This window comes from Brevibacillus laterosporus (assembly GCF_030489605.1).
Lineage (GTDB): Bacteria > Bacillota > Bacilli > Brevibacillales > Brevibacillaceae > Brevibacillus_B > Brevibacillus_B laterosporus_E.
Window position 1 is genome coordinate 203,910 of the sequence record NZ_JAUKFY010000006.1, and the last position, 21,530, is coordinate 225,439.

A 21,530-nucleotide genomic window follows, 5' to 3' on the forward strand; every position below is an offset into this window, starting at 1 on the left:
CACATATACGGTTGAACCGGATGCCAGCGGTCCAAATAAATGGGTAAGGAATGGATCGAATACGAATGGAGTTACCATCAGCACGCGATCTTCTGGTGAAAACTGATAGGCGTTCGCCTTCCAAAGAATCGTGTTGACAATGCTTTCATGCTCTACCATAACACCCTTAGGCTTACCTGTTGTTCCAGACGTATAGATAACATAAGCCAAATCTTGTGGTCCATGAATCGCTTTAAGATTAGAAGCTAGTGTCTGGTAGGAGGTTTCCTCATCTAACAATAGGATTTTACCTGTAAATGATACTCTCTCCTGTAGATGACGCTGTGTCAGGAGTAGGGCAGCTTTCGCATCCTCAAGCATGTAGCTGATACGTTCCTCAGGATAATCAGGATCAATTGGAACATAGGCCCCGCCAGCTTTTAAGATGCCTAAGACGCCGATAATCATTTCTAGCGAGCGTTCAGCCATAATACCAACTAAATGATCGGCTTTTATCCCCTGCTTACGCAATGTTCTTGCTAATTGATTAGCTCGTGCATTTAGTTCACGGTAGGTAAGCTTTTCATGTTCGCAAACAATTGCTATCTGGTCAGGTGTACGTTTTGCCTGACGTTCAAACAATTGATGAAGCATGATGTCCTGCGGATAATTCTCTTTTGTATCATTGAACACTGTTAAAATTTGTTCTTTTTCTGCCGCAGTTACCAGTTCTAATTCGTTCACACGCAATTGTGGGTTAGACGTAATTTGCTCTACGATATGGACAAAATGGCCCTGGATTTGTTCAATGCTGGTTTGATCATATACCAAGGTATTATAGCCGTAGCAAATCCCCAGCTCTTCTCCAGGCATGATAATCAGGTTAAGGTCATAGTTCGTCTGTTCCACTGTCTCGATATTTCCAATTGCAAATTTAAATTGTCCAGTGCTTCCCAATTGCTCTATCTGCTGTTCCATTGGATAATTTTCAAACACCATAATGTGATTGATTAAATCCTGTTTTTGTTCTGTGAGCGCCTGTATATCATAGAGTGGATAGGTATCATACGCATTCGATGCCAATGCTTGCTCCTGAATTCTTCTCATTACCTGTGCAGCCGTTTCCTCTGCTTCACAACGAATACGGACCGGGATTGTATTAATAAACAAACCAAGAATGTTTTCGACGCCAGGAATGTCAGCCGGTCTTCCAGAAACCACACTGCCAAAAACGGCATCGTGATGATTATTGTATTTCTGGAGCATAATTCCCCATGCAGTCTGCATCAACGTATTGATTGTTACTTGATTCTGCTTAGCTGCTTGATCCAATCTCTTCGTAAGCTCTTTACTAAATGTGAAGTGTAATTTGGTTGCCGCATAAGCTCTGTCTTCCTTACCCTGTTTCTTATCATGAATCAGTAGGGTTTGTTGTTCATATCCAGCTAAATACTCGCTCCAGTAACTAGCTGCACTCTCCTGATCTTGGCGTCCCAGCCATTCAATATAATGGCTATACGGTGTTAGGGAAGTATATTCAGGTTGTCTATTTTCCCGAATTGCGTTATAGCCACCAAATACTTCCTTAACCATGATAGACACGCACCAGCCGTCCATCACTATATGGTGGAAACTCCAAATAAGGCGGTACTTTTCATCCTCCATACGAAGAACAGATACACGAATCAAGGAATCCTTGGCTAAATCAAATCCTTTTGCCTTGTCTTCTTTCTTATAATTGGCAATATAGGAATTACGGGCTTCCGCATCCATTTCGCGTAGGTCCTCGTAATAAAGTTCACCATTTTTATGACGATACACCACTTGTACAGGCTGATCTTTAAAGCCATTGTAAAAATTTGTCCGCAGTGCCTCATGCCGCTGCACCCATGCATCTAAGCTTTTAGCAAACGCGGTGAGATCAAAGCTTCCTGTCAAATCAAAGGATGTTTGCTCAAAGTATGCACCTGAATGAGGATTCATCAAGCTGTGGAAATACATACCCTTCTGCATCGGTGTTAATTCGTATACGTTCTCGATTTCACCTGTTTCTTTCATTAATTCTACTAACTGATCAAGCTCTTCAATGCTTAGACCAGCTAATAAAACATCACTTGGAGTAAGCTCTGTGCTTTTTCTCGCCACGCAGTGTGTAATCACATTTTGTAATGAAGACTGCAATAGCCTAGCTACTTCTTCCATTGTTTCTTTCTTGTATTCTTTATTACTGTATCTGATGGTCATCTCCAAGCGTCCATTAGAAATCATGCCGTTTATATTTAACGCGGTTTTCATTTCTAGCTGTTCACTTACAACATCTCCAACAAAATACGGTGATAATTGCATCTCATTATTTTGATAATCCTGATCAAACTGCCCCAGATAATTAAAGCTAATCTCAGGTTCTAGCTTGAATATTGGTTTACCTTGCAGTTTTGATAAATACCTTAAGATGCCATACCCAATTCCTTTGTTAGGAATCTGACGCAAACCTTCCTTTACCGCCTTAATTTGATGAGACAGATTCTTTTCCGCTTGTACTTCTATAACTACTGGATACTGACTTGTAAACCAACCTACTGTACGAGTAATATCAATATCCTCAACGATATCCTCTCTACCATGCCCTTCAAGATTTACGAAGATTTGCTCCATACCCGTCCATGCATGGATAGTCATACCAAGGGCAGTGAGCAGCAAATCATTTACTTCTGTTCCATATGCGCGATTTGCTTGCTTGAGCAATTGTTCCGTTTCCGGTTCGGTCCATTGAACGGTTATCATTTCACTATCGCGTGCTAGCTTCTTCGCTGGTGAATGATCCTTAGGAAGTAATCCCATCTCCATTTGCTCTAGTTGCTGCCAGTACTTTTGTTCCTTCTCCATAGCCGCATTATTCGCATAAAGTGATAACTGTTCGGCCCATGCTTGGAACGAATCTGTTTTTTGCGGTAATTGAATGACTGCTCCATTCACTGCTTGTTCATAGCCTGTAGCAAGATCTTCAAATAAAATACGCCATGAAATTCCGTCTACTACCAAGTGATGAATAACCATTAATAAATGATCTCCATCTGAGCAATGGAACAAACCAAGTTTCAGAAGCGGCCCCTCATTTAGATTGATACTGCTTTGAATCTCGTTCGCCTTCTTTTCAATCGCCTTGGAGCAATCCGGATTTCCTTTGAGATCAATCACTTCTAGAGTATATAGGTCCCCTTCATCCACTCCACGGTTTCGTGCTTCGAATCCACTCTCCGTCTCTTTAAATACCATTCGTAAGGCATCATGATGAGTGATTAGCTTTTGCATTACTTCACGAAGCGCAGACTCTTCAAAGCCTTGCTTACGATATAACATGTAGGCTTGGTTGAAATGATGCGGTTCAACTGGCGTCTGCTCAAAGAACCACCGCTGTATTGGTGTAAGTTCTACTTGACCTGCCACTTCCCCTTGATCCGCCATTTTGCTGATCAGTTGGAGATGCGGGCTTAACATCTCTACTGTTGGATATTTAAACAAATCCTTCATTTCCAGCTTATATCCGGATTGAAGCAGGCGAGAAGAAACCTGGATTGCTTTGATAGAGTCTCCACCCAGATCAAAGAAATTATCCAAGATACCGACTTGCTGACTGCCTAAGATTGTTTTCCAAATAGATGCCAAGAGTTGTTCGACTTCATTGCGCGGGGCTATATACTCAACCCCAGTGTCTACCTTTCCTTCCGGTGCAGGTAGCGCTTTGCGATCAATTTTTCCATTTGAGGTAAGTGGCATTTGCTCTAATTGCACAAAATAGCTTGGTATCATGTACGTCGGTAATTCATGAGATAATTCGCTTCTAAGCTTGGCCATACTCAGCAGGCTTTCAGCAACAAAATAGGCACATAAATGCTTTTGTCCTGTCTCGTCATCTCTTGCGATGACAATAGCTTCTTTAACCGTATCTACCTTCAGCAGCTGCGCTTCAACCTCACCCAGCTCAATACGGTACCCACGGATTTTTACCTGATGATCAATTCGACCCAAATATTCAATGGTGCCATTTGACATCCATCTAGCCAGATCGCCCGTTTTGTACATTCGTTCTCCTGCTCTAAAACGGCTATTCACAAATTTCTCTTCAGTAAGCTCTTGCCGATTCAGATACCCGCGTGCTAACCCGACGCCAGCTATGCATAGTTCGCCTGCAACACCAATGGGCAGCAAATGACCTTCTGCATCAACAATGTAAATGCGATGGTTCTTAAGAGGTCGACCGATAGGCACAACCTTTTCAGACATAGACTCGCGATCATAAGACCATACAGAGGAGCAAATCGTATCCTCAGTTGGACCGTAGGCATTAAAATACGACACGTGATCTTTCCATTTCTGCACTAATTCAACAGAGGAAGCAGACCCAGCAGTGATCAGTGTTTTTAAACTAGGCATATTGCCTGGCTCCAAATAAATTGCATAAGTAGGAGGCAATGCCGCGACAGTAATTTGATTGGTAGTAATATAGTCCTCGAACAAACGATAATTCATAATGACGGAGGTAGAAGGTATATAGAGGGTTCTGCCACATATAAAGGCTTTGAAAAATTCTGCGCACGCTGCATCAAAAGACATGCTGGCAAACTGAACGATTCGATCATCCGAGTTAAGTCCCAAATTGTATTCAAAATACGTTTTTAAATTGCACAGCCCATGATGCTCTACCATAACACCCTTTGGTTTACCCGTAGTTCCAGATGTGTATATGACATAAGCCAAATCATTTGGTCCAGTAATTGATTCAACATTAGCATCATCTGCGCTGTACGCTCTCTCATCATCTAGCATTAGGAGGGTTCCATTGAAGGCGATTTGCTCCAGTAAATGGCTTTGGGTGAGTAACAGCTTAGCACCGGAATCCTCCAGCATATAACGAATCCGCTCTTCTGGATATTCTGGATCAATAGGAACGTAGGCGCCTCCAGCTTTTAATATCCCAAAGATACCTATGATCATTTCTAGCGAACGTTCTACCATGATACCGACTAGTTCGTTTTTCTGAATTCCCTCTGCTCGCAGGGTTCGTGCCAGTTGATTTGCTTTCGCGTTCAATTCACGATAAGTTAGTGATTTTTCTTCATAAACAACTGCCGCTTTATCTGGGTTTTTCGCAGCGTGTTCTTCAAACAACTGGTAAACCGTCTGTTCACTTGGATAGTCAGCCTGCGTATCATTGAACACATTGAGAATCTGCTCCTTCTCAATAGGTGTTACTGCTTCTAATTCATTTATTCGGGCATCTGGATTTTCAATAATCTGCTCCAGCATATGAACAAAGTGCATCGCAATTCGCTCAATGCCAGCTTCATCAAATACATGTGCATTATAATCCAGCATGAGCTTCATCTCTTCGCCCGGCACGACAGCTATGTTGAAATCATAGTTTGTTTGTTCGGTTACTTTTACATCTGCAATTGTGAAATTGGCTTGTTTTCCAATCCCCAACTGCTCCATCTCATGATCGATAGGATAGTTTTCGAATATCATAATATGGCTAATCAAATCTTGTTTTTGTTCCGTCAGTCCTTGAATTTCATAGAGCGGATGCGTATCGTAAGCATGCGATTGCAGAGCTTGTCCTTGTACCTTTCGCAATACTTCACCTAACGTATCTGTTCCCTCGCAACAAATCCGAACCGGAATGGTGTTAATAAATAAACCAATTACACCTTCAATTCCTGATATATCAGCTGTTCTTCCTGACACGACACTGCCAAAAACAACATCGTGATTACCATTGTATTTCTGCAATAAAAGCCCCCATGCAGTCTGCATGAACGTATTAATTGTTACCTGATGCTGTTTAGCTACTTGATTCATTCGCTCTACAAGTGTCTTATCAAGAACGTTGATCAGTTTCTTAGCAGAATAACCTTCTTTATTTTGTTGTTTTTCTTTGGGCAAGATCGTTTGACCCTCGTATCCTGCCAAATACTCGCTCCAGTATTTCATTTTCTCTTCTTCATTTTGATGCTCTAACCAATCGATATACTGGCTATATGGCGTTACAGCTTCCCATTTAGGTTGTCTGTCTTGCAGGATAGCAAAATAACCTTCGAACACCTCTTTGGTCATAATTGGCAGGCACCAGCCATCCATCACGATATGATGGAAACTCCAAACAAAGTGATAAGTATCTTCTGTCAAACGGAAAATGGATACCCGCATCAAAGAATCTTCTGCTAAGTCAAAACCTCTGATTTTATTCTTTTTGGTAAAGCTACTCAGATATTCCTCATGTACAGCTTCGTTCATTTCTCGCAAATCTTCATAATATAGCTCACTATTTTTTTGGCGGAATACAACCTGAACAGGATCATCTTTTAAGCCATTATAAAAATTGGTTCTCAGCGTCACATGCCTTTGGGTAAAGGCATCTAGACTCTTCCCAAAAGTGATAACATCAAAGCTTCCCTTTATAGTAAACGTTAATTGCTCAAAATACGCCCCTGAGTATGAATCCATCAGGTTGTGGAAGTACATCCCCTTCTGCATTGGTGTTAAATAATAAACATTCTCAATTTCACCAATATGCGCTGTCTGTTCTACTAATCGCTCAAGCTCTTCAACTGTCAGGTCTTTTAATAACAGGTCACTTGGTGTTAGCTCTACCCGTTCTTTTGTAACGCAATGCGCAATTACCTGTTGCAGGCTGGCTTGTAAGCATTTTACTAACTGCTGCATAGTTTCGGTACGATATTCTTTATTGCTGTAACTAATCGTAAGCCTTAACGATCCATTGGTGACCATTGCATTCAAGTCAAGAGTATATTTTCTCTTCGCCTGCGGACTCACAAATGCTCCACTTGAATAATGGGAAAGCTGAAGATCATTATGCTGTAAATCCTGATCAAATTGCCCCAAGTAGTTAAAACTGATCTCAGGCTCCAATTTGCTTATGTCCTGCTTCCCGGATTTATCCAAGTAGCGTAAAATGCCGTATCCTAAACCCTTGTGCGGAATTTGACGCAGCATTTCCTTGACCTGCTTAATCCGACGAGAGATTTCCTGATCCCCATCCATTTGGAGCATGACAGGGTACAAGCTTGTAAACCAGCCTACCGTCCGAGTAACATCGATATCTGAATTAATCGATTCGCGACCATGGCCCTCTACATTCACCAAAAATTGATTATTGCCCGTCCAATGGTGCAAAGCCATTCCTAAAGCAGTAAGCAATAAGTCGTTAACTTCCGTGTTGTAAGCACGATTGGATTGTTTCAATAACTGTTCTGTTTCTTGTTCAGTCCATTGAATTTCTACAATTTCACTATCCGCAATGACTGACTGTTCTTGGTTAAAGTCCTTTGGCAAATCTGCTTTTGTAGCTTGTTCGATTTGATTCCAGTAGGCTTTTTCACGCTGCAATTCATCTCTATTAGCATAATCAGAGAGTTGCTCCGCCCACTTTTGGAAGGAATCTGTCTTTTGAGGGAAGCTGATTGTTTCCCCTCGAAGTGCTTGTTCATAACCGCTCGCAAGATCCTCGAATAAAATTCGCCACGAAACTCCATCAACTGCCAAATGATGAATAACAATCAGCAGGTGATCTCCTTCTTGGCACTGGAACAGCCCCATTTTCAGAAGCGGACCTTCAGTCAGAGAAATACTGCCTTGAATTTCATTTCCTTTAGTCTCGATAATTCGGGCGCAGTCTGTTTCACTTCTCAAATCTAATACTTCAAGACTATACAACTCGCCCTCTTCTACTCCTCGATGCCACGTTTCATATCCATTTTCTGTTTCACGAACAACCATTCGTAGCGCGTCATGATGAATGGTGATCTTTTCCATGACCATCCGAAGCAGTGTTTCATCAAACCCTTTTTCCATGAAAAGCATGAAAGCTTGGTTATAATGGTGTTGTTCAACCAGTTTTTGCTCAAAGAACCAGTGCTGAATCGGGGTCAATAAGGTAGCCCCTACTGCCTCACCTTGATCAGCAACCCTCGTAACCAGCTGAATATGTTGACTTAATTGTGCAATGGTTGGGTAAGTGAACAAATCCTTCATTTCCAGTTTATAGCCTGCCTGAAGCATCCTAGAAGAGATCTGAATAGACTTGATAGAGTCTCCTCCCAGGTCAAAGAAATTGTCTAATACACTAATTTTCTTCGCTCCTAGAACAGCCTGCCAAATGGATGCCAATGTCTGTTCCATCGAAGTACGAGGTGCTACATACTCTACACCCGTTTGGATACTCTCCTCCGGTGCTGGTAGCATTTTACGATCAATCTTGCCATTTGGAGACAGCGGCATTTTATCCATTTGAACAAAATAGGATGGAACCATATATGTAGGTAATTCTCGGGAAAGGCCGGCTCTTAGCTCACCTACAGTCAGTTGCTTGTTCGCTACATAATATGCGCACATTTGCTTTTGACCGCTTGCATCTTCTCTAACAATTACCACAGCTTCTTGTATAGCTTCCATTTTCAATAGCTGCAACTCGACTTCGCCAAGCTCAATACGGTAGCCACGGATTTTTACTTGGTGATCAATCCGCCCCAAATATTCAATATTTCCATCTGGTAACCATCTTGCTAAGTCTCCCGTTCTATACATTCGTTCTCCTGGGGCAAACGGATTTTTCACAAATTTCTCATCCGTAAGCTCCGGTCGATTGAGGTACCCTCTGGCTAAACCGACCCCAGCAATGCATAGCTCACCTGCTATCCCAATCGGTTGAAGGTTCACAGAATCAGCTTGGACAATGTAAAGTTGGGTATTATATATAGGTTTACCGATTGGAATTACAGCTATTTCCTCAACTGTATCACAATCAAAATACGTAACATCTACAGTAGCCTCAGTCGGTCCATATAAATTGATCAATCTAGCTTGACATACTGAAGAAATTGCTCGGCGGAATCTATCTACATGTTGTGGCGGCAATGCCTCACCACTCGCAAAAACCTGACGTAAAGACTGAAGCTTTTCTTTTACAATCTCAGGTGATTGTTGCTCAACATAATCCAAGAAAGCGTGCAACATTGCCGGAACAAAATGCATTGTTGTAATGCGATGTTCGGCTATTGTCTTTAAGATTTGCTCAGGGTTCTTTTCTCCTCCTACAGATAATAGGCACATTTTGGAACCCACCATCGACCACCAGAATAGCTCCCATACTGATACGTCAAACGTAATCGCTGTTTTTTGCATAATGGTGTCAGCGGAAGAAATAGGGTATTTTGCATGCATCCACATCAGTCGATTTATAACTGAATGATGTTCTATCATGACTCCTTTAGGCTTCCCTGTAGAACCTGATGTATAAATAACATAAGCTAAGTGATTCGGACCATTTATCGCTTCCAAATTTGACCCATCTTGGTGATAGGTTTGAGCATCATTGATATCTACTATTTTCCCGGCAAAAGTTACTCGTTCCAACAAATGATTTTGAGTCAAAAGCAGCTTTGCATTTGAATCTTCTAGCATATAGCGGATTCTTTCCTCTGGTAATTCCGGATCAATCGGCATATATGCACCGCCAGCTTTTAAAATCCCAAAAATTCCAATCATCATCTCTAATGATCGTTCCGCCATGATTCCAACTAATTGATCGGCTACTACTCCTTCAGCACGTAGCTTTCTCGCTAACTGATTCGCTCTTTCATTTAGCTCCCGGTAAGTGAGTTGCTTTCCCTCGAAAATTACAGCCGTTTCATCGGGTATACGTGCTGCTTGTTCTTCAAACAGCTGATGAATCAACTTTTCCCGCGGATAGTCAACTAACGTATTATTAAATTCAGATAAAATGACATTCTTCTCTTCTTCCCCAAGCAAGGATATGTCCGCAATTTTTGAAGTTGGATGATGAATGATTGTTTCAATGATGATAGAGAACTGTTGAACTAGTTGTTCCATCTCTTCATCTGTAAACAACTGTGCTCGATAGTTTAGTTGAAGATTAATCTTTTCATTATCTAATTCAATCACGTTCATTTCAAAGTCGTTGATAACGTCTCCACAAAAATTTTCAACAACTTCGACTTTCACGTTTTCAGATTGCAGGTAATCCATCGCCCGGTACTGTACAGATACGCCAAAAAGACGTTGAAGATCCTTAAACTGATGCGTTTCCCGCAAGTCTTGCATCAGTTGATTGTATGGGAACCTTTGATGGCGCAGGATCGAAATCTGCTCTTTAGATACGGCCTGTAGAAGCGCTAGCAGGTCCATGTCAGGATCTACAAATACTCGTGTTGGCACTGTACTAACGAACATTCCTACCATTTCTTTTTCCTTTTTGGTTGTTCTATTTGCATAGAATGTCCCAATCGAAACATCATTCTGCGCTGTCTTTTTATGCATGTAAATGTACAACGCAGTCATAAAGACTGTGAGCATACTGCTATTTGTTTGTTTGCAAAAATCGGACAAACTATGATACAAACTGTCTTCAAGGATGATATCTTTTCGTTTGCCAGCAGTGCTTTGGGTAACCGGATTATAAGTTTTAAACCCAATCACTTCAGGTAAAGTGCTGAATTTATCAATCCAATACGCTTTATCCTTTTGATAACGGTCTGATATCTCATAGTCCTGCTCGGTTTGTATAAAGTCGAAGTAGGCATGATTTGCAGCTATTTCTATAGGTTCACCATTTGCAATCTGAGAATAGCATTTGTTCACTTGATTCATGAACATTTTTGCAGAGATTCCGTCGCAAACGATATGATGAATTTTGAGGTTATACCAATATTCTTGATCGCTAATCTTGCAGATGGTGACATTAAACAACTCCGAATGGAAAAGCTCAAAAGGCGTACGATTATGTTCATCCAGCCACTTCAATGCTTTAGCTTCCCCGTAAACACCAGAAAAATCTAAACATTCAAACTCTTTGTCGCTATGCTCCTCCACATATTGCTGAGGAAATCCATTCTGAGAAGTTAATTTAATCCGGAGGGAATCATGCAGGCCAATAATCATATTAAGGGCTTGTTGCAGGGCACTTAGGTTAATATTGCCTCTCAGCTTAACGGTCGATGAAATCGACGACACGCCCGTATTTGGATAAAGCAATTCAGAGTACCAAATCCTTTGTTGAGGCTGAGTCAACGAAAATAATTGAAGCAAATCCTTATTCATATTGCTGCACCTCTTGTTAGACATTATAGTTTCTGATAAAAAATACTATGATTGCTTACTATGTAGATCCTATCGACATGCTGCAGGGTTTGACTGTATGTTAGTAAAGATTAACGTAATCTATATTACGGGAGTTATGTCTAGGAATGTAGGAAAGGTTTGAGGCAAAAAACGAAAGTTATGAAGAGGAATCATCATGATGTGAAAGAATTTTAGTTTATAGATAAAGTTAATACATATGCACCATCACCTCTTTGTTCAAGGATAATTGAAACGGTTGTATGCTGCCATAATTGGCCTCCTCTCTTTATGCATAACATATTTTTTCAGCGAAAAACGTGAAGCTATCGTATAACCACAATCACATATTTCATAAAAATATATTTTAAGAACAAATAAACACTTGGAACTTATTATAACATATCAGTATTATTCTTCCATCTGTTTTTTTGTAAATTTTATGAACTTCAAATTATATCTCTATGAATCCCAAGATGAAAATATTTAGCAAATCCTAAACATGATCGACCTGTATTAGTGGATCGTGATAGTTTTGTTAGAATCGTTTTCCTCTGCAAATAAACGTTGGTACGGGCCTTCTCTCGTTTTTACCTCATTAGGTGAGCCATGATCCACAATAGCCCCCTGTTCCATCACAAAAATGACATCTGCAATTTCTGCTGTTTGCCTTTGATGTGTTACAATCATAACCGTACGTTGACCTTTTAATGCACGAATCGCTTCCCGTACACATGTTTCTGAATGTGAATCTAGAGCAGACGTAGGCTCATCAAATAAAACAATGGGAGCTTTTGATAGTAAAGCGCGGGCAATGGCAATTCGCTGGCGTTGTCCTCCTGATAAACGTGCCTTGTCCTCTCCAATTCGTGTTTTGTATCCATCAGGCAGCTCCAGTATAAACTCGTGAGCAAATGCGGCCTTAGCTGCTTCGACAAGCTCCTCTATTTCTGCATCTGGTCTCCCGAATCTAATATTTTCTTCAATGGTCCCTTCAAATAAATGCGGGTCCTGAGGAACATAGGCGATCAATTCCCTCACCTGTGTAAGCGTATGATCTTTTGCATTTTTAGCAAAGTAATAAATATCGCCTTCCGCAGGGGGATAAAATCCTAACAGCGCTTTTAATAACGTACTTTTACCAGAACCACTTGTTCCGACAACCGCAGTTAGTTCACCGGCCCTAACTGACAAAGAAACATGATTTAATACCTGATTCACGCCGCGTTGTAGGACAATATCCTGTAACGAGAATGCCTCGGTAGATGAACAACTGTTGACATGATCAAACTGTTTTTCAGATTCTTCACGAGAAATGACCAGATCAATTTGTTCAACAGGGTGATTCAACAGACCATACACTCTGGCTGAGCCCGATAAGGAATGTTGCAGGGAAGCAATAATTCTGCCAAACTCTAGGAAAATAAACACCATAGTCGTCTGTAACTGCACGAGTTGTCCCAAAACACCTAGTTCATTTTTGGTATAGATAAACAAGCCAACAACTAACATACCTCCGAACATGACAAAACTAAACAAAAAATTGATAGCATCTAATAGCCCTGTCTTAAAACCCTGGCTATTTGCGGTTTGCGTTAGCTCCTTATTTGTATCAGCTAGATCCTCTCTAACCGTTTTCCCTGCAGAGAAGGTTTTAATAATTGGCAATCCTTCTATAAACCCTGCTATCTTTGCTGTTATTTCTCCCAATTTTGCTTGAAGCCGATCATTTGTCTCCCTTAACGGCTGAACAAACCGAATATTTACAAAAGTGATTCCAATTCCCAGCACGATAAAAATAAGAGAGAACCTCCAATCCATGATCAGCATTGTGGTAGTTACCATCACCAAAGTCATCACATTTTGCAAAATATTGCGCATACTTTCTCCATACGCCTCTTCCATGTTGTGTGCATCGTTTATGATACGAGATACCATTTCACCAGGATGATTAGCTTCAAAATAAGAAACGGGCAACTTGGTAAGATGTTCGTACAGCGTTACTCTAATATCGGCCATCGTCTTTTTTATGATTCGTTGCAGATTATAGTGAATAAAAGGAACTGCTGCGCTAAAAAAAAGAAAGGTTAGACTAATCAGAATGGAGGATCGAACCAATGACTCTAAGCTGCCATTTACTGATGCCGTAATTAGTTCGTTAAGCGCAAAGCTGATCGCTACTGGCAATGCCCCCATAATGGTGCAGTCGGCCAGTAAAGCGAAAAGATAGGCTCGCCGTCGTGATTTTAGAAATATTAGCATATCCTTCCATTCCAAGTAGGCCTTTTGTAGTCCGTGTAATCCCATTGTATTCCTCCCATTTACTTCACTGAAAGACTAGGCTGTATGAGACAGTGATCCTGAACCTGCGGATCGTAGAGCTTTCGATACAATCCGTTTGCCTTCATTAATTCGCGATGTGTTCCCCGTTCTACAATATTTCCACGATCCAACACCCAGATTTCATCACAATGTCGAATGGAAGAAAAACGATGTGCCACCATCACAACGGTCTTTTTTTCTAAAAGCTTTTTAAGTCCTTCTTGGAACAAAAGCTCTGACTGAGCATCCAAAGCCGAAGTAGGCTCGTCCATAATAATAAAGGGTGCATTCTTAATAAAGGCGCGTGCAATGGCTATCCGTTGTTTTTGACCACCGGATAATTGGAACCCCCCCTCACCCACAACAGTTTGGTAGCCCTGAGACAATCCCGAAATAAATTCATGTGCATTCGCCAGTGTTGCTGCCTCTACAATTTCTCCAAGGGTTGCATCTTCTTTTCCAAAGGCAATATTTTCCGCAATCGACTTAGAAAACAAAAAGACATCCTGCGGGACATAGGCAATGAAGGATAGCAGCGATGCGACATCCCAATTTTGTGAATAAGAATGACCGCCATTGACCCGGAAATGTCCCGTATTTGGAACATAAAGGCCGCAAAGCAGCTTCACAATCGTTGATTTTCCGCCCCCGCTTGGCCCAACAACGGCGATATGCCTGCCCGTTTTTAGCTCAAAATCTAAATTATGTAACACGGGAGGCTTTTGTTCATCATATGTAAAGGAGATTTGGTTGAATTGTAAACAAAAATCTTTCGATAAATAATCCTTGGGTATCTCTGAGGGAATGATTTCCTCTTCAGGTAAAGACAAAATCTCCCCCGTGCGTCTATACGATCCTAGTGCTTGTTGAAATTGAATAATTAATTCGGGAAGAACTGAAACAGGCTGTATAATATGTCCCAAGAAATAAATAAAGGCGATTAACTCTGCTGGTTTCAATTCCTGGTGGGCAATTAGATAAGCTCCAAACAGAATGCAAAACACCAGCGGACTTGACATAAATATAATATGAAGCGGATTTAGCCAAGCATGTCTGCGTTCAATCTTTAAATTCAGTTGTAGCATTTGTTCGATTGACGTTTTGAATCTTCGAAAGAAAGCTTCATATAAATGAAACACTTTAATGATTGGAATTCCTGAGATAGTATCTTTCATAATAGAGGCTGTTCGGCCGACCTGCTGTTGTAGTTCGTAGGAGTAGGCATTTAGAGGTTTGCTTATCAAAGCTGCAAAAAGTAATGCAAACGGAACCAAAGACAAGCTAAAAAGGATAAGTTTCCAGCTAATCAAGAAGAGGTACACAAAAGCAGCGATAAACATAAGAGGCTCAATGATTAGTTTTGGAAAGTGTTCAGTCAAAAATCGTTGTACAATTGTTAAATCATTAGAGAATCGGGATAAAAGATCCCCAGTGCTGTATTTTTCTACAGAGGCAAAGGAGGCATGCTCTAATTTTTCGGCAAAACGATTTCGTAAATCTCTAATAATGGAAGAACTAAATTTGGTAGACAACCATTTCACTAGAAAGTGAGCAATCATCCCGATCATGACACAAATTCCAAACACATACAATAAATTGTTCATATGATCCTGAGTGTCAACGATAGAATACGAAACCATCTGCTGAATATTGTATCCGATCACAACTTCTACAAGAACAGCTACAATGCTACAGACCACAATTAATACCAGCAAATACCAGTATGTAAAAATTGTTGCTACTATTTTTCCCCACATTGATTCTTGTAATTGACTACGTATTCTTTTTAACAAGTTGTTCTCTCCCCAAGATTTCCCTGATTTCTGTTACCTATAAATAAGAGTACACTATTTTTCAGCAGTTGTTTAGTTAATTTTTTACAAACATTCTTCAAATTTTAAATTAAGCAATTTTTTATACCTACCCATCTTTCCTTTCAAAAAGGTTTATTGGTAAAAAATAGTTATCTACTGTTAGTAATCTTGTATCATTGTAAAATTAGCTAACTCATGAAGGAGTGGACGATGGAAAAGAAAGTTTACTCATCAGTCCTATGCCTGTTTCATTATCCAAAATTCGATTCTCTCGATCCCGAGCCTTTTCTGTCGTAGATTACAGCCGGCTTCATCCAGTTAAATGGAACAGTTTATAGAAGATAACGAAGAAGAACAGTTTATCAAGCTTCTTTGTTATCAAGCATGGTTGCGGAACAGATTTGTCACATATTAGATACTCATGCTAGCATCGCAGGCCATCATGGTAAGCTGTAATGCCGGACAAAAAGTTGCAGTCTAACCTTAACAAAATAAAGCTAATATGCGAAAAAAAGCTCGGTCATCATACCAAGCTTCTCGACGTGAACAAATCTTCTTTTCTTTACGACCTGTTGGAGGGGTTTTTATACTGCATGCTTTAAACAACTCTTTACTTATAAAAGAAATAAAAGAAAATTCCCAAAAAAATAACGGTGCATATGACGTAAAACATTGTTAATCTGGTTAAATTTCTTTTTGTCTTCGTACCATAATTATGATCCTTTGGCTTTATCCCTACCAGGATAGTCCCAATGGCAGCTACCAAAACGATCAAAAAAATGAAAGGTATGAGATAAGTCATTCGTTTCAACTCTTTCTGCCGTTTTACTTATCATACCTCATGATTGTAATAGTCGCGACCATCCACTTTGCGTTTATTTTGCCCATCCAGTTCGTTACGCTTTGTTATTGCGTGCTTGATTTCATTTGCTTCTCTTTTTAAATGATCTGGTCTGAGAGTCATTTTGAAGCCACTTCTTATCTTCCTCTGCTAATTTCCTAACGAGTTACTTTTTCGCTTTGCAAAATCCCTCTCTCCTCAGTAAAATCATATCATTTTGCCGAAAATGGGAACAATGATTGTCTTCCCTAATAATAAAAAGGAGTGGATTTGCAGCTTTTATGCTCTGCGTGTCCACCCTTGCTTCGCTTTATTACCTCTTGTTCTTTTACAACTCCTACAACACCATTCGCAATTGGTTTTGCATTTTTTGCTGAACATTATTGTTAGCCGCAATAATTCCAAATGTGCCCCAAGTAAAATTCTTACCTCTGCTATCTGTGACAACTCCCCTTGCTTCTTGCACTAATAATGCACCTGCTATCCAATTATAGAAGTCGTAGCCAAATTCATAATACCCGTCTAAACGTCCACTCGCTACATAAGCAAGCTGAAGAGACACAGAGCCAAGCATTCGAACTGCGAATACCTTTGGAGTCATTTGGTTGAAGCCTTTAAACGTTAAAGCAGTCACTTCTTCATCTTTTTTTGCATAAGAAGGAGGTGTTGTCGCAATAATGGAATCCTGCAATTTTTGCTTTTGTGCCACTCCAATTCTTTTACCGTTTAAATAGGCCCCTTCATTAGCAATTGCATGAAAAAATTCTTGATGGGACGGATCGTAAACAAAAGAAAGAACAGGTTGATTATTACGGATTAGACAGAGCGTTATCGCAAACGAATAAATACCTTGTAAAAACTGCACCGCACCATCTATGGCATCACATACCCAATATTCCCCCTGAAATTCTGCACAGTTCTGACGATTTATTGCAAATTCCAAATCAGACCAGAGAATATGCGGATATTTTTTGGCAAGTGCCTCCTTGATTTCAAAGGTTGACCATCTATTCGATTCTTCAAATTGCTGAAATAAGTCCTCAACCGTAGTTGATCGATACTCTTTCTTCAAATTTTCATACAAACCTGTCCCTACTCTTCTTAATAGCTCTTCACAAAAACGAATATCAATGGCACTCATCATAAATCCCTTCCTTTTATACTGTGAATGATAGTAATTCAAAATTGTGTTTCAATTCATGCATACCAGGTCAGATTTATTGCTTAGTAAAAGCTGTTTTCCTCCACCTTATTAGTAGTATTTTAAAATACCTCTATAGAGAAGCATGTTAAAATACTACTATTGTTCTTCAAAAAATTCAATAAAATAGGACAATCCTGGTGCGTTACAGCAGAGCATTCTCCCATTTTATATGCCGTAAAAACTATGGAATGACGCCCTGTCGTAGCTATATAATCAAAAAGTGTTATTCTTTACTAACATGATACCCTCGAAGGAAAATTTGAAAATTTGAGATTCAACTGGATTGGACTTTTCTATCTCATAAAAAAAGACATTCCCTCCAGTACAACTACAGATTACTTGAGGAAATGTCCTTTGTTAAACCATATAAATTGATAAAATGACAACACATTCCTAACACCAATTCATCTTGTAGCCTCTTCATCAAACAAGCTCTCACTTACCTGCCCCAGCTTTTTCTCTATGCGCAAAAGCCTTTTTTCATACATTTCGCGTTCGGTTTTATTCCTTTGCCGCAAATATGCCGTTTTCTTTTGCCAGCGCTCAAAGGCCATTTTGGTATACGCATATGCCTTGTCATACTCTTTTAATTGATGCTCACAAATCTTGGCTGCCTCGATACAAATCTCCTCGGTACCCCATTCTTTGTCCTGTAAGCAGGCATCATAGCAATAAAGAGCCTTACTCCATTCCTTTTGACGCTTAAATATATGCCCTAGCGCAGCTTTTGCCCGCCCAGCATAAGGATGTTTGCTCCGAGCCACTTCCTTGTAATGTGACAGAGCCATGTGCTCCGATCCGATCGCCTCATACCAGCGTGCCACTTCATATCGCTCTTCCATAGACATCGCAATAGTCTCTGCAGACAACAGCATATAAGAGATGTGAATATAGAGTGTAATAAGGGATAGAACATCTACTTCATTATGCTGAAGCACACCAGCAATATGTTCTGGATTCTGCTCTCTGACGTATTCAAAATATAGCATTGGGGCTAGTGAACCAGGTATGTCTTCCAAGCGTCTGATTCCTAGTTTTTGTTGTTCTACGATCGACAAGCGACAAGAAACAAGTTCATTTTTCCATAGCCTTCTCGCGCCATGCAACAAATCGATATGACCAAACACAGGCAAGGCTGGCACATCGTTTCGTACCAGCGTATGTCTAGTTTTTACCTGAGGCCAATCAAACGCCTTTCCATTATAGGTGACAAGTTGTTTGGATTCTTTTACATCTGCTAAAAATGACTGATACAACGTAATTTCAGAAAAAGGATCGGTTAAGAAATGCTGACGAACAACCACCTCATCCTGTTCCCATTTACTATAACCCAATAAGAAGATGGTATTACCCACCCCACCGTGTAAACCAGTTGTTTCTGTATCAAAGAATAGTAAATCCTCTGGGCGTTTGTTAGCAGCAGACAGAGGATGCTCCAGGCCGCTTTCGTTCCATTTGTCGATAACATCAAGCAACGCCGAAAATTCATAATTCCCATGAATCATGTCTAAGGGATAACGAACTTCTCGTACCATAGCGTATTCCTCTTCGCCAAAGAATGGTTTGGCTTGAAGACGTCGCCACGTATCTGCATAAGGAATCTGAAATTGGGGTGATTCATAAACGCTTCGTTTACATTCCGACTGCTCTGATCTTTGTATGCTGGACGCGGGTATGTCACTCTGTTGTTTGGACTCTGCATGCTTTTCCTGCTGATCCGACTGCTCATTATTACTTTCGAGCGTCAGGTGCTTTTTCATTCGTTGCAATTTATTTTTAAGAGACAAACGCTGTTCCCCCTTGCGCCACCCGCAATAGTGATAGTGCCAGCTCTTTTCCGTCCCGCTCCACATATCCAATACACGAAGGACATCCTGACGCACATGGACATGAGCTAATCATCTCTTCTGCTTTAGCAAGTATGGTTTCCATCTGGTGATACACCTGTTCGCTAAGGCCAATGCCACCTGGATATCGATCATAGAAGAATATTGTTGGTTGACTCGAATGGACAGCTTTTCTCTGTGAGATTACATGCAAATCTTTCGGATCGCACATCACCCATAAAGGAGCAACGTGTTGCAGCACATGTCCTGCCCCAACCAGTCCAAGCTCTACCTCCTCTTGACCAATTGTTTGCAGAATAGATTCTGGAAAACCAATCCAAGCCGCATTCGTATGCAATTCCTCTTCTGGTAAATGTATCGGTCCCGACCCGATGTTCTCATGGGTTTCGAACTTAATTTTTTTAAAAATCGTAGCCATCGCATTAACCGCTACTTCCCCATAAGCCAATTCAGTCTCGTTCTGCTTCCGCGTAAAATCCGAATCTAGAACCTTTACCTGAACCGCTAAATTAGCATCTGTGTAATAATCGACCTTAACCTCGCGAATATAGGCCTTTTTCTCTTCATAATCCAGCTTTTCTACCTGGTACTGCACACCCTGATGCAGATAAATCGCTTCCTCATGCAGCAATGTCATCGAACTGAAACGATCCATTTCTCCAATGACCTTCTCCCGTCCACGCTCGGTAATATCGACAATCACCACGTTTTCCTGTGAAGCAGAGCGCAAGCTGATGTTATGAGCTGGGAAAGAATCGTTCATCCAGAACCACTTCCCCTTTGAGAAGTGCAGGATCTGCTCCTCCGTTAAAAATTCTAGAATTTCTGCTATTTCTGCCCGTCCAAAAGCATCTCCTGCCGCAAAAGGCAGTTCATATGCTGCACACTTCATATGATCCACCAGAATGATCAGATTGTCAGGATTAATACGAGCTGACTCAGGATTTCGTTCAAAGAAATATTCTGGATGCAAAATAATGTACTGGTCAAGTGGAGAAGAGCTACCAACCATAACCACGACAGACTCATCCTGCCGACGTCCAGCTCTTCCTGCCTGTTGCCAGGTACTAGCTACGGAACCAGGATAACCTGTAATCACACATGCCTGTAATTGGCCAATGTCTACTCCTAGCTCTAGTGCATTCGTACTAACCACCCCGACAATATCACCTTGTCGCAATCCTCGTTCAATTTGTCTCCTTTGTGTTGGTAAATATCCGCCTCTATAGCCTTGAATTGTTTTAGGCCCCAGTTTCTTTCGAATTAGCTCCTGTAAATAGGTAAGAAGGATCTCCACACGCACACGGCTTCTCGCAAATAAAATCGTTTGCACTCCATTTGTCAGAAAAGTAGATGCTATGTCCCGCGCTTCTAATGTTGCACTCCTACGAATATTTAGCTGATGATTCACAATAGGTGGATTGTAAAATATAAAATGCTTCGTCCCTGACGGAGCTCCATTGTTATCTACAAGCTCCATCTGTTCCTCTGTGATTTGTTCTGCTAATTGCACTGGATTAGCAATAGTGGCAGAAGTGCAAATGAATTGCGGTCGAGAACCATAGTATGCGCATATACGCTTTAACCGTCTTATCACATTGGCAACATGGCTCCCAAATACACCTCGGTAGGTGTGTAGCTCATCAATTACCACATATTTCAAATGTTCAAAAAAAGCCACCCATTTCGTATGGTGAGGCAGGATCGCAGAATGTAGCATATCCGGGTTTGTAATGACAATATTGCCGGCCTTGCGGACCATCTGCCGTATAGCAGCAGGTGTATCGCCATCATAGGTCTCCGATTTAATGCTTAGTCCCATATCGTTAATCAATTCATGTAACTCACTCTTTTGATCCTGAGCAAGCGCTTTAGTAGGAAACATGTATAATGCCCTCGCTTGCGCATCATTAGCCAACGTTTGCAAAATTGGCAGGTGATAGCACATGCTTTTTCCTGAAGCGGTTGGAGTCACAGCCACAATATGCTTCCCATCCTGAATATGGCGAAAGGCTGTTGCTTGATGTGTATATAAAGATGAGATTCCTCGTCTACACAACGCTTGGGCAATCCGTTCATCTATTTGCTCTGGAAATGGTACCACCTGTGGATCGCGAGGCGGAATCGTAGTCCAGTTTATAATGTTTTGTTTCATCCGCTCATCAGTACGGAACTCTTCTAAAAGTTCCGACATGGTTTTCTTTCGTAACATGTATTGATCACCCTCTCATTTTCTATTGTACGTAGAGTGTCAAGGACAAAAGAGCTCTCTGCCTTCCTGATATGTGCAGTTTTCCCCTGATTAGAAATAGCTAAAAGCTAACAATCTTTCTTTTCAGACCGATCGCTAGCTTTCGATGAACAATATA

Annotated in this window: 7 protein-coding genes (1 of these 7 only partly in view); all 7 read right to left on the reverse strand. The window is 40.8% G+C overall.

Translation table 11 applies throughout. The features are described from left to right. A protein-coding gene (locus QZ995_RS09355; protein ID WP_301805914.1) for a non-ribosomal peptide synthase/polyketide synthase crosses the window boundary here: on the reverse strand, positions 1-11,115 show its beginning. It extends 25,458 nt beyond the left edge of the window; 11,115 of the gene's 36,573 nt are visible here — the first part of the coding sequence; its start codon is at positions 11,113-11,115; its stop codon lies beyond the left edge, outside the window. Between the two features lie 534 nt (positions 11,116-11,649). Then, positions 11,650-13,440, reverse strand: a complete 1,791-nt coding sequence (locus QZ995_RS09360) for an ABC transporter ATP-binding protein (RefSeq protein ID WP_301805917.1) — start codon at positions 13,438-13,440, stop codon at positions 11,650-11,652. Positions 13,441-13,454: 14 nt separating this feature from the next. Next, a complete protein-coding gene (locus QZ995_RS09365) occupies positions 13,455-15,248 on the reverse strand; it encodes an ABC transporter ATP-binding protein (protein ID WP_301805919.1) in 1,794 nt (597 codons plus the stop codon). An 853-nt stretch (positions 15,249-16,101) separates the two neighbouring features. Continuing rightward, a complete protein-coding gene (locus QZ995_RS09370) occupies positions 16,102-16,233 on the reverse strand; it encodes a hypothetical protein (RefSeq protein ID WP_301805922.1) in 132 nt (43 codons plus the stop codon). 214 nt (positions 16,234-16,447) lie between these two features. After that, complete coding sequence (locus tag QZ995_RS09375) at positions 16,448-17,254, reverse strand: inositol monophosphatase family protein (protein ID WP_301805925.1); 807 nt, start codon at positions 17,252-17,254, stop codon at positions 16,448-16,450. 464 nt (positions 17,255-17,718) lie between these two features. Beyond that, positions 17,719-19,101, reverse strand: coding sequence for a ribonuclease H-like domain-containing protein (locus tag QZ995_RS09380; RefSeq protein ID WP_301805928.1), 1,383 nt, complete (start codon positions 19,099-19,101; stop codon positions 17,719-17,721). Continuing rightward, positions 19,091-21,373: a DEAD/DEAH box helicase gene (locus tag QZ995_RS09385; protein ID WP_301805931.1), complete on the reverse strand. Its 2,283-nt coding sequence runs from the start codon at positions 21,371-21,373 to the stop codon at positions 19,091-19,093. Before QZ995_RS09385 ends, QZ995_RS09380 begins: the two co-directional genes overlap by 11 nt. Positions 21,374-21,530 lie beyond the last annotated feature (157 nt).

Excerpts from the sequence above, each read along its gene's own strand:
- QZ995_RS09370 (WP_301805922.1), bottom strand. The coding sequence starts at position 16,233 with ATGACTCTCAGACCAGATCATTTAAAAAGAGAAGCAAATGAAATCAAG.
- QZ995_RS09375 (WP_301805925.1), bottom strand. The coding sequence starts at position 17,254 with ATGATGAGTGCCATTGATATTCGTTTTTGTGAAGAGCTATTAAGAAGA.
- QZ995_RS09385 (WP_301805931.1), bottom strand. The coding sequence starts at position 21,373 with ATGTTACGAAAGAAAACCATGTCGGAACTTTTAGAAGAGTTCCGTACT.
- QZ995_RS09360 (WP_301805917.1), bottom strand. The coding sequence starts at position 13,440 with ATGGGATTACACGGACTACAAAAGGCCTACTTGGAATGGAAGGATATG.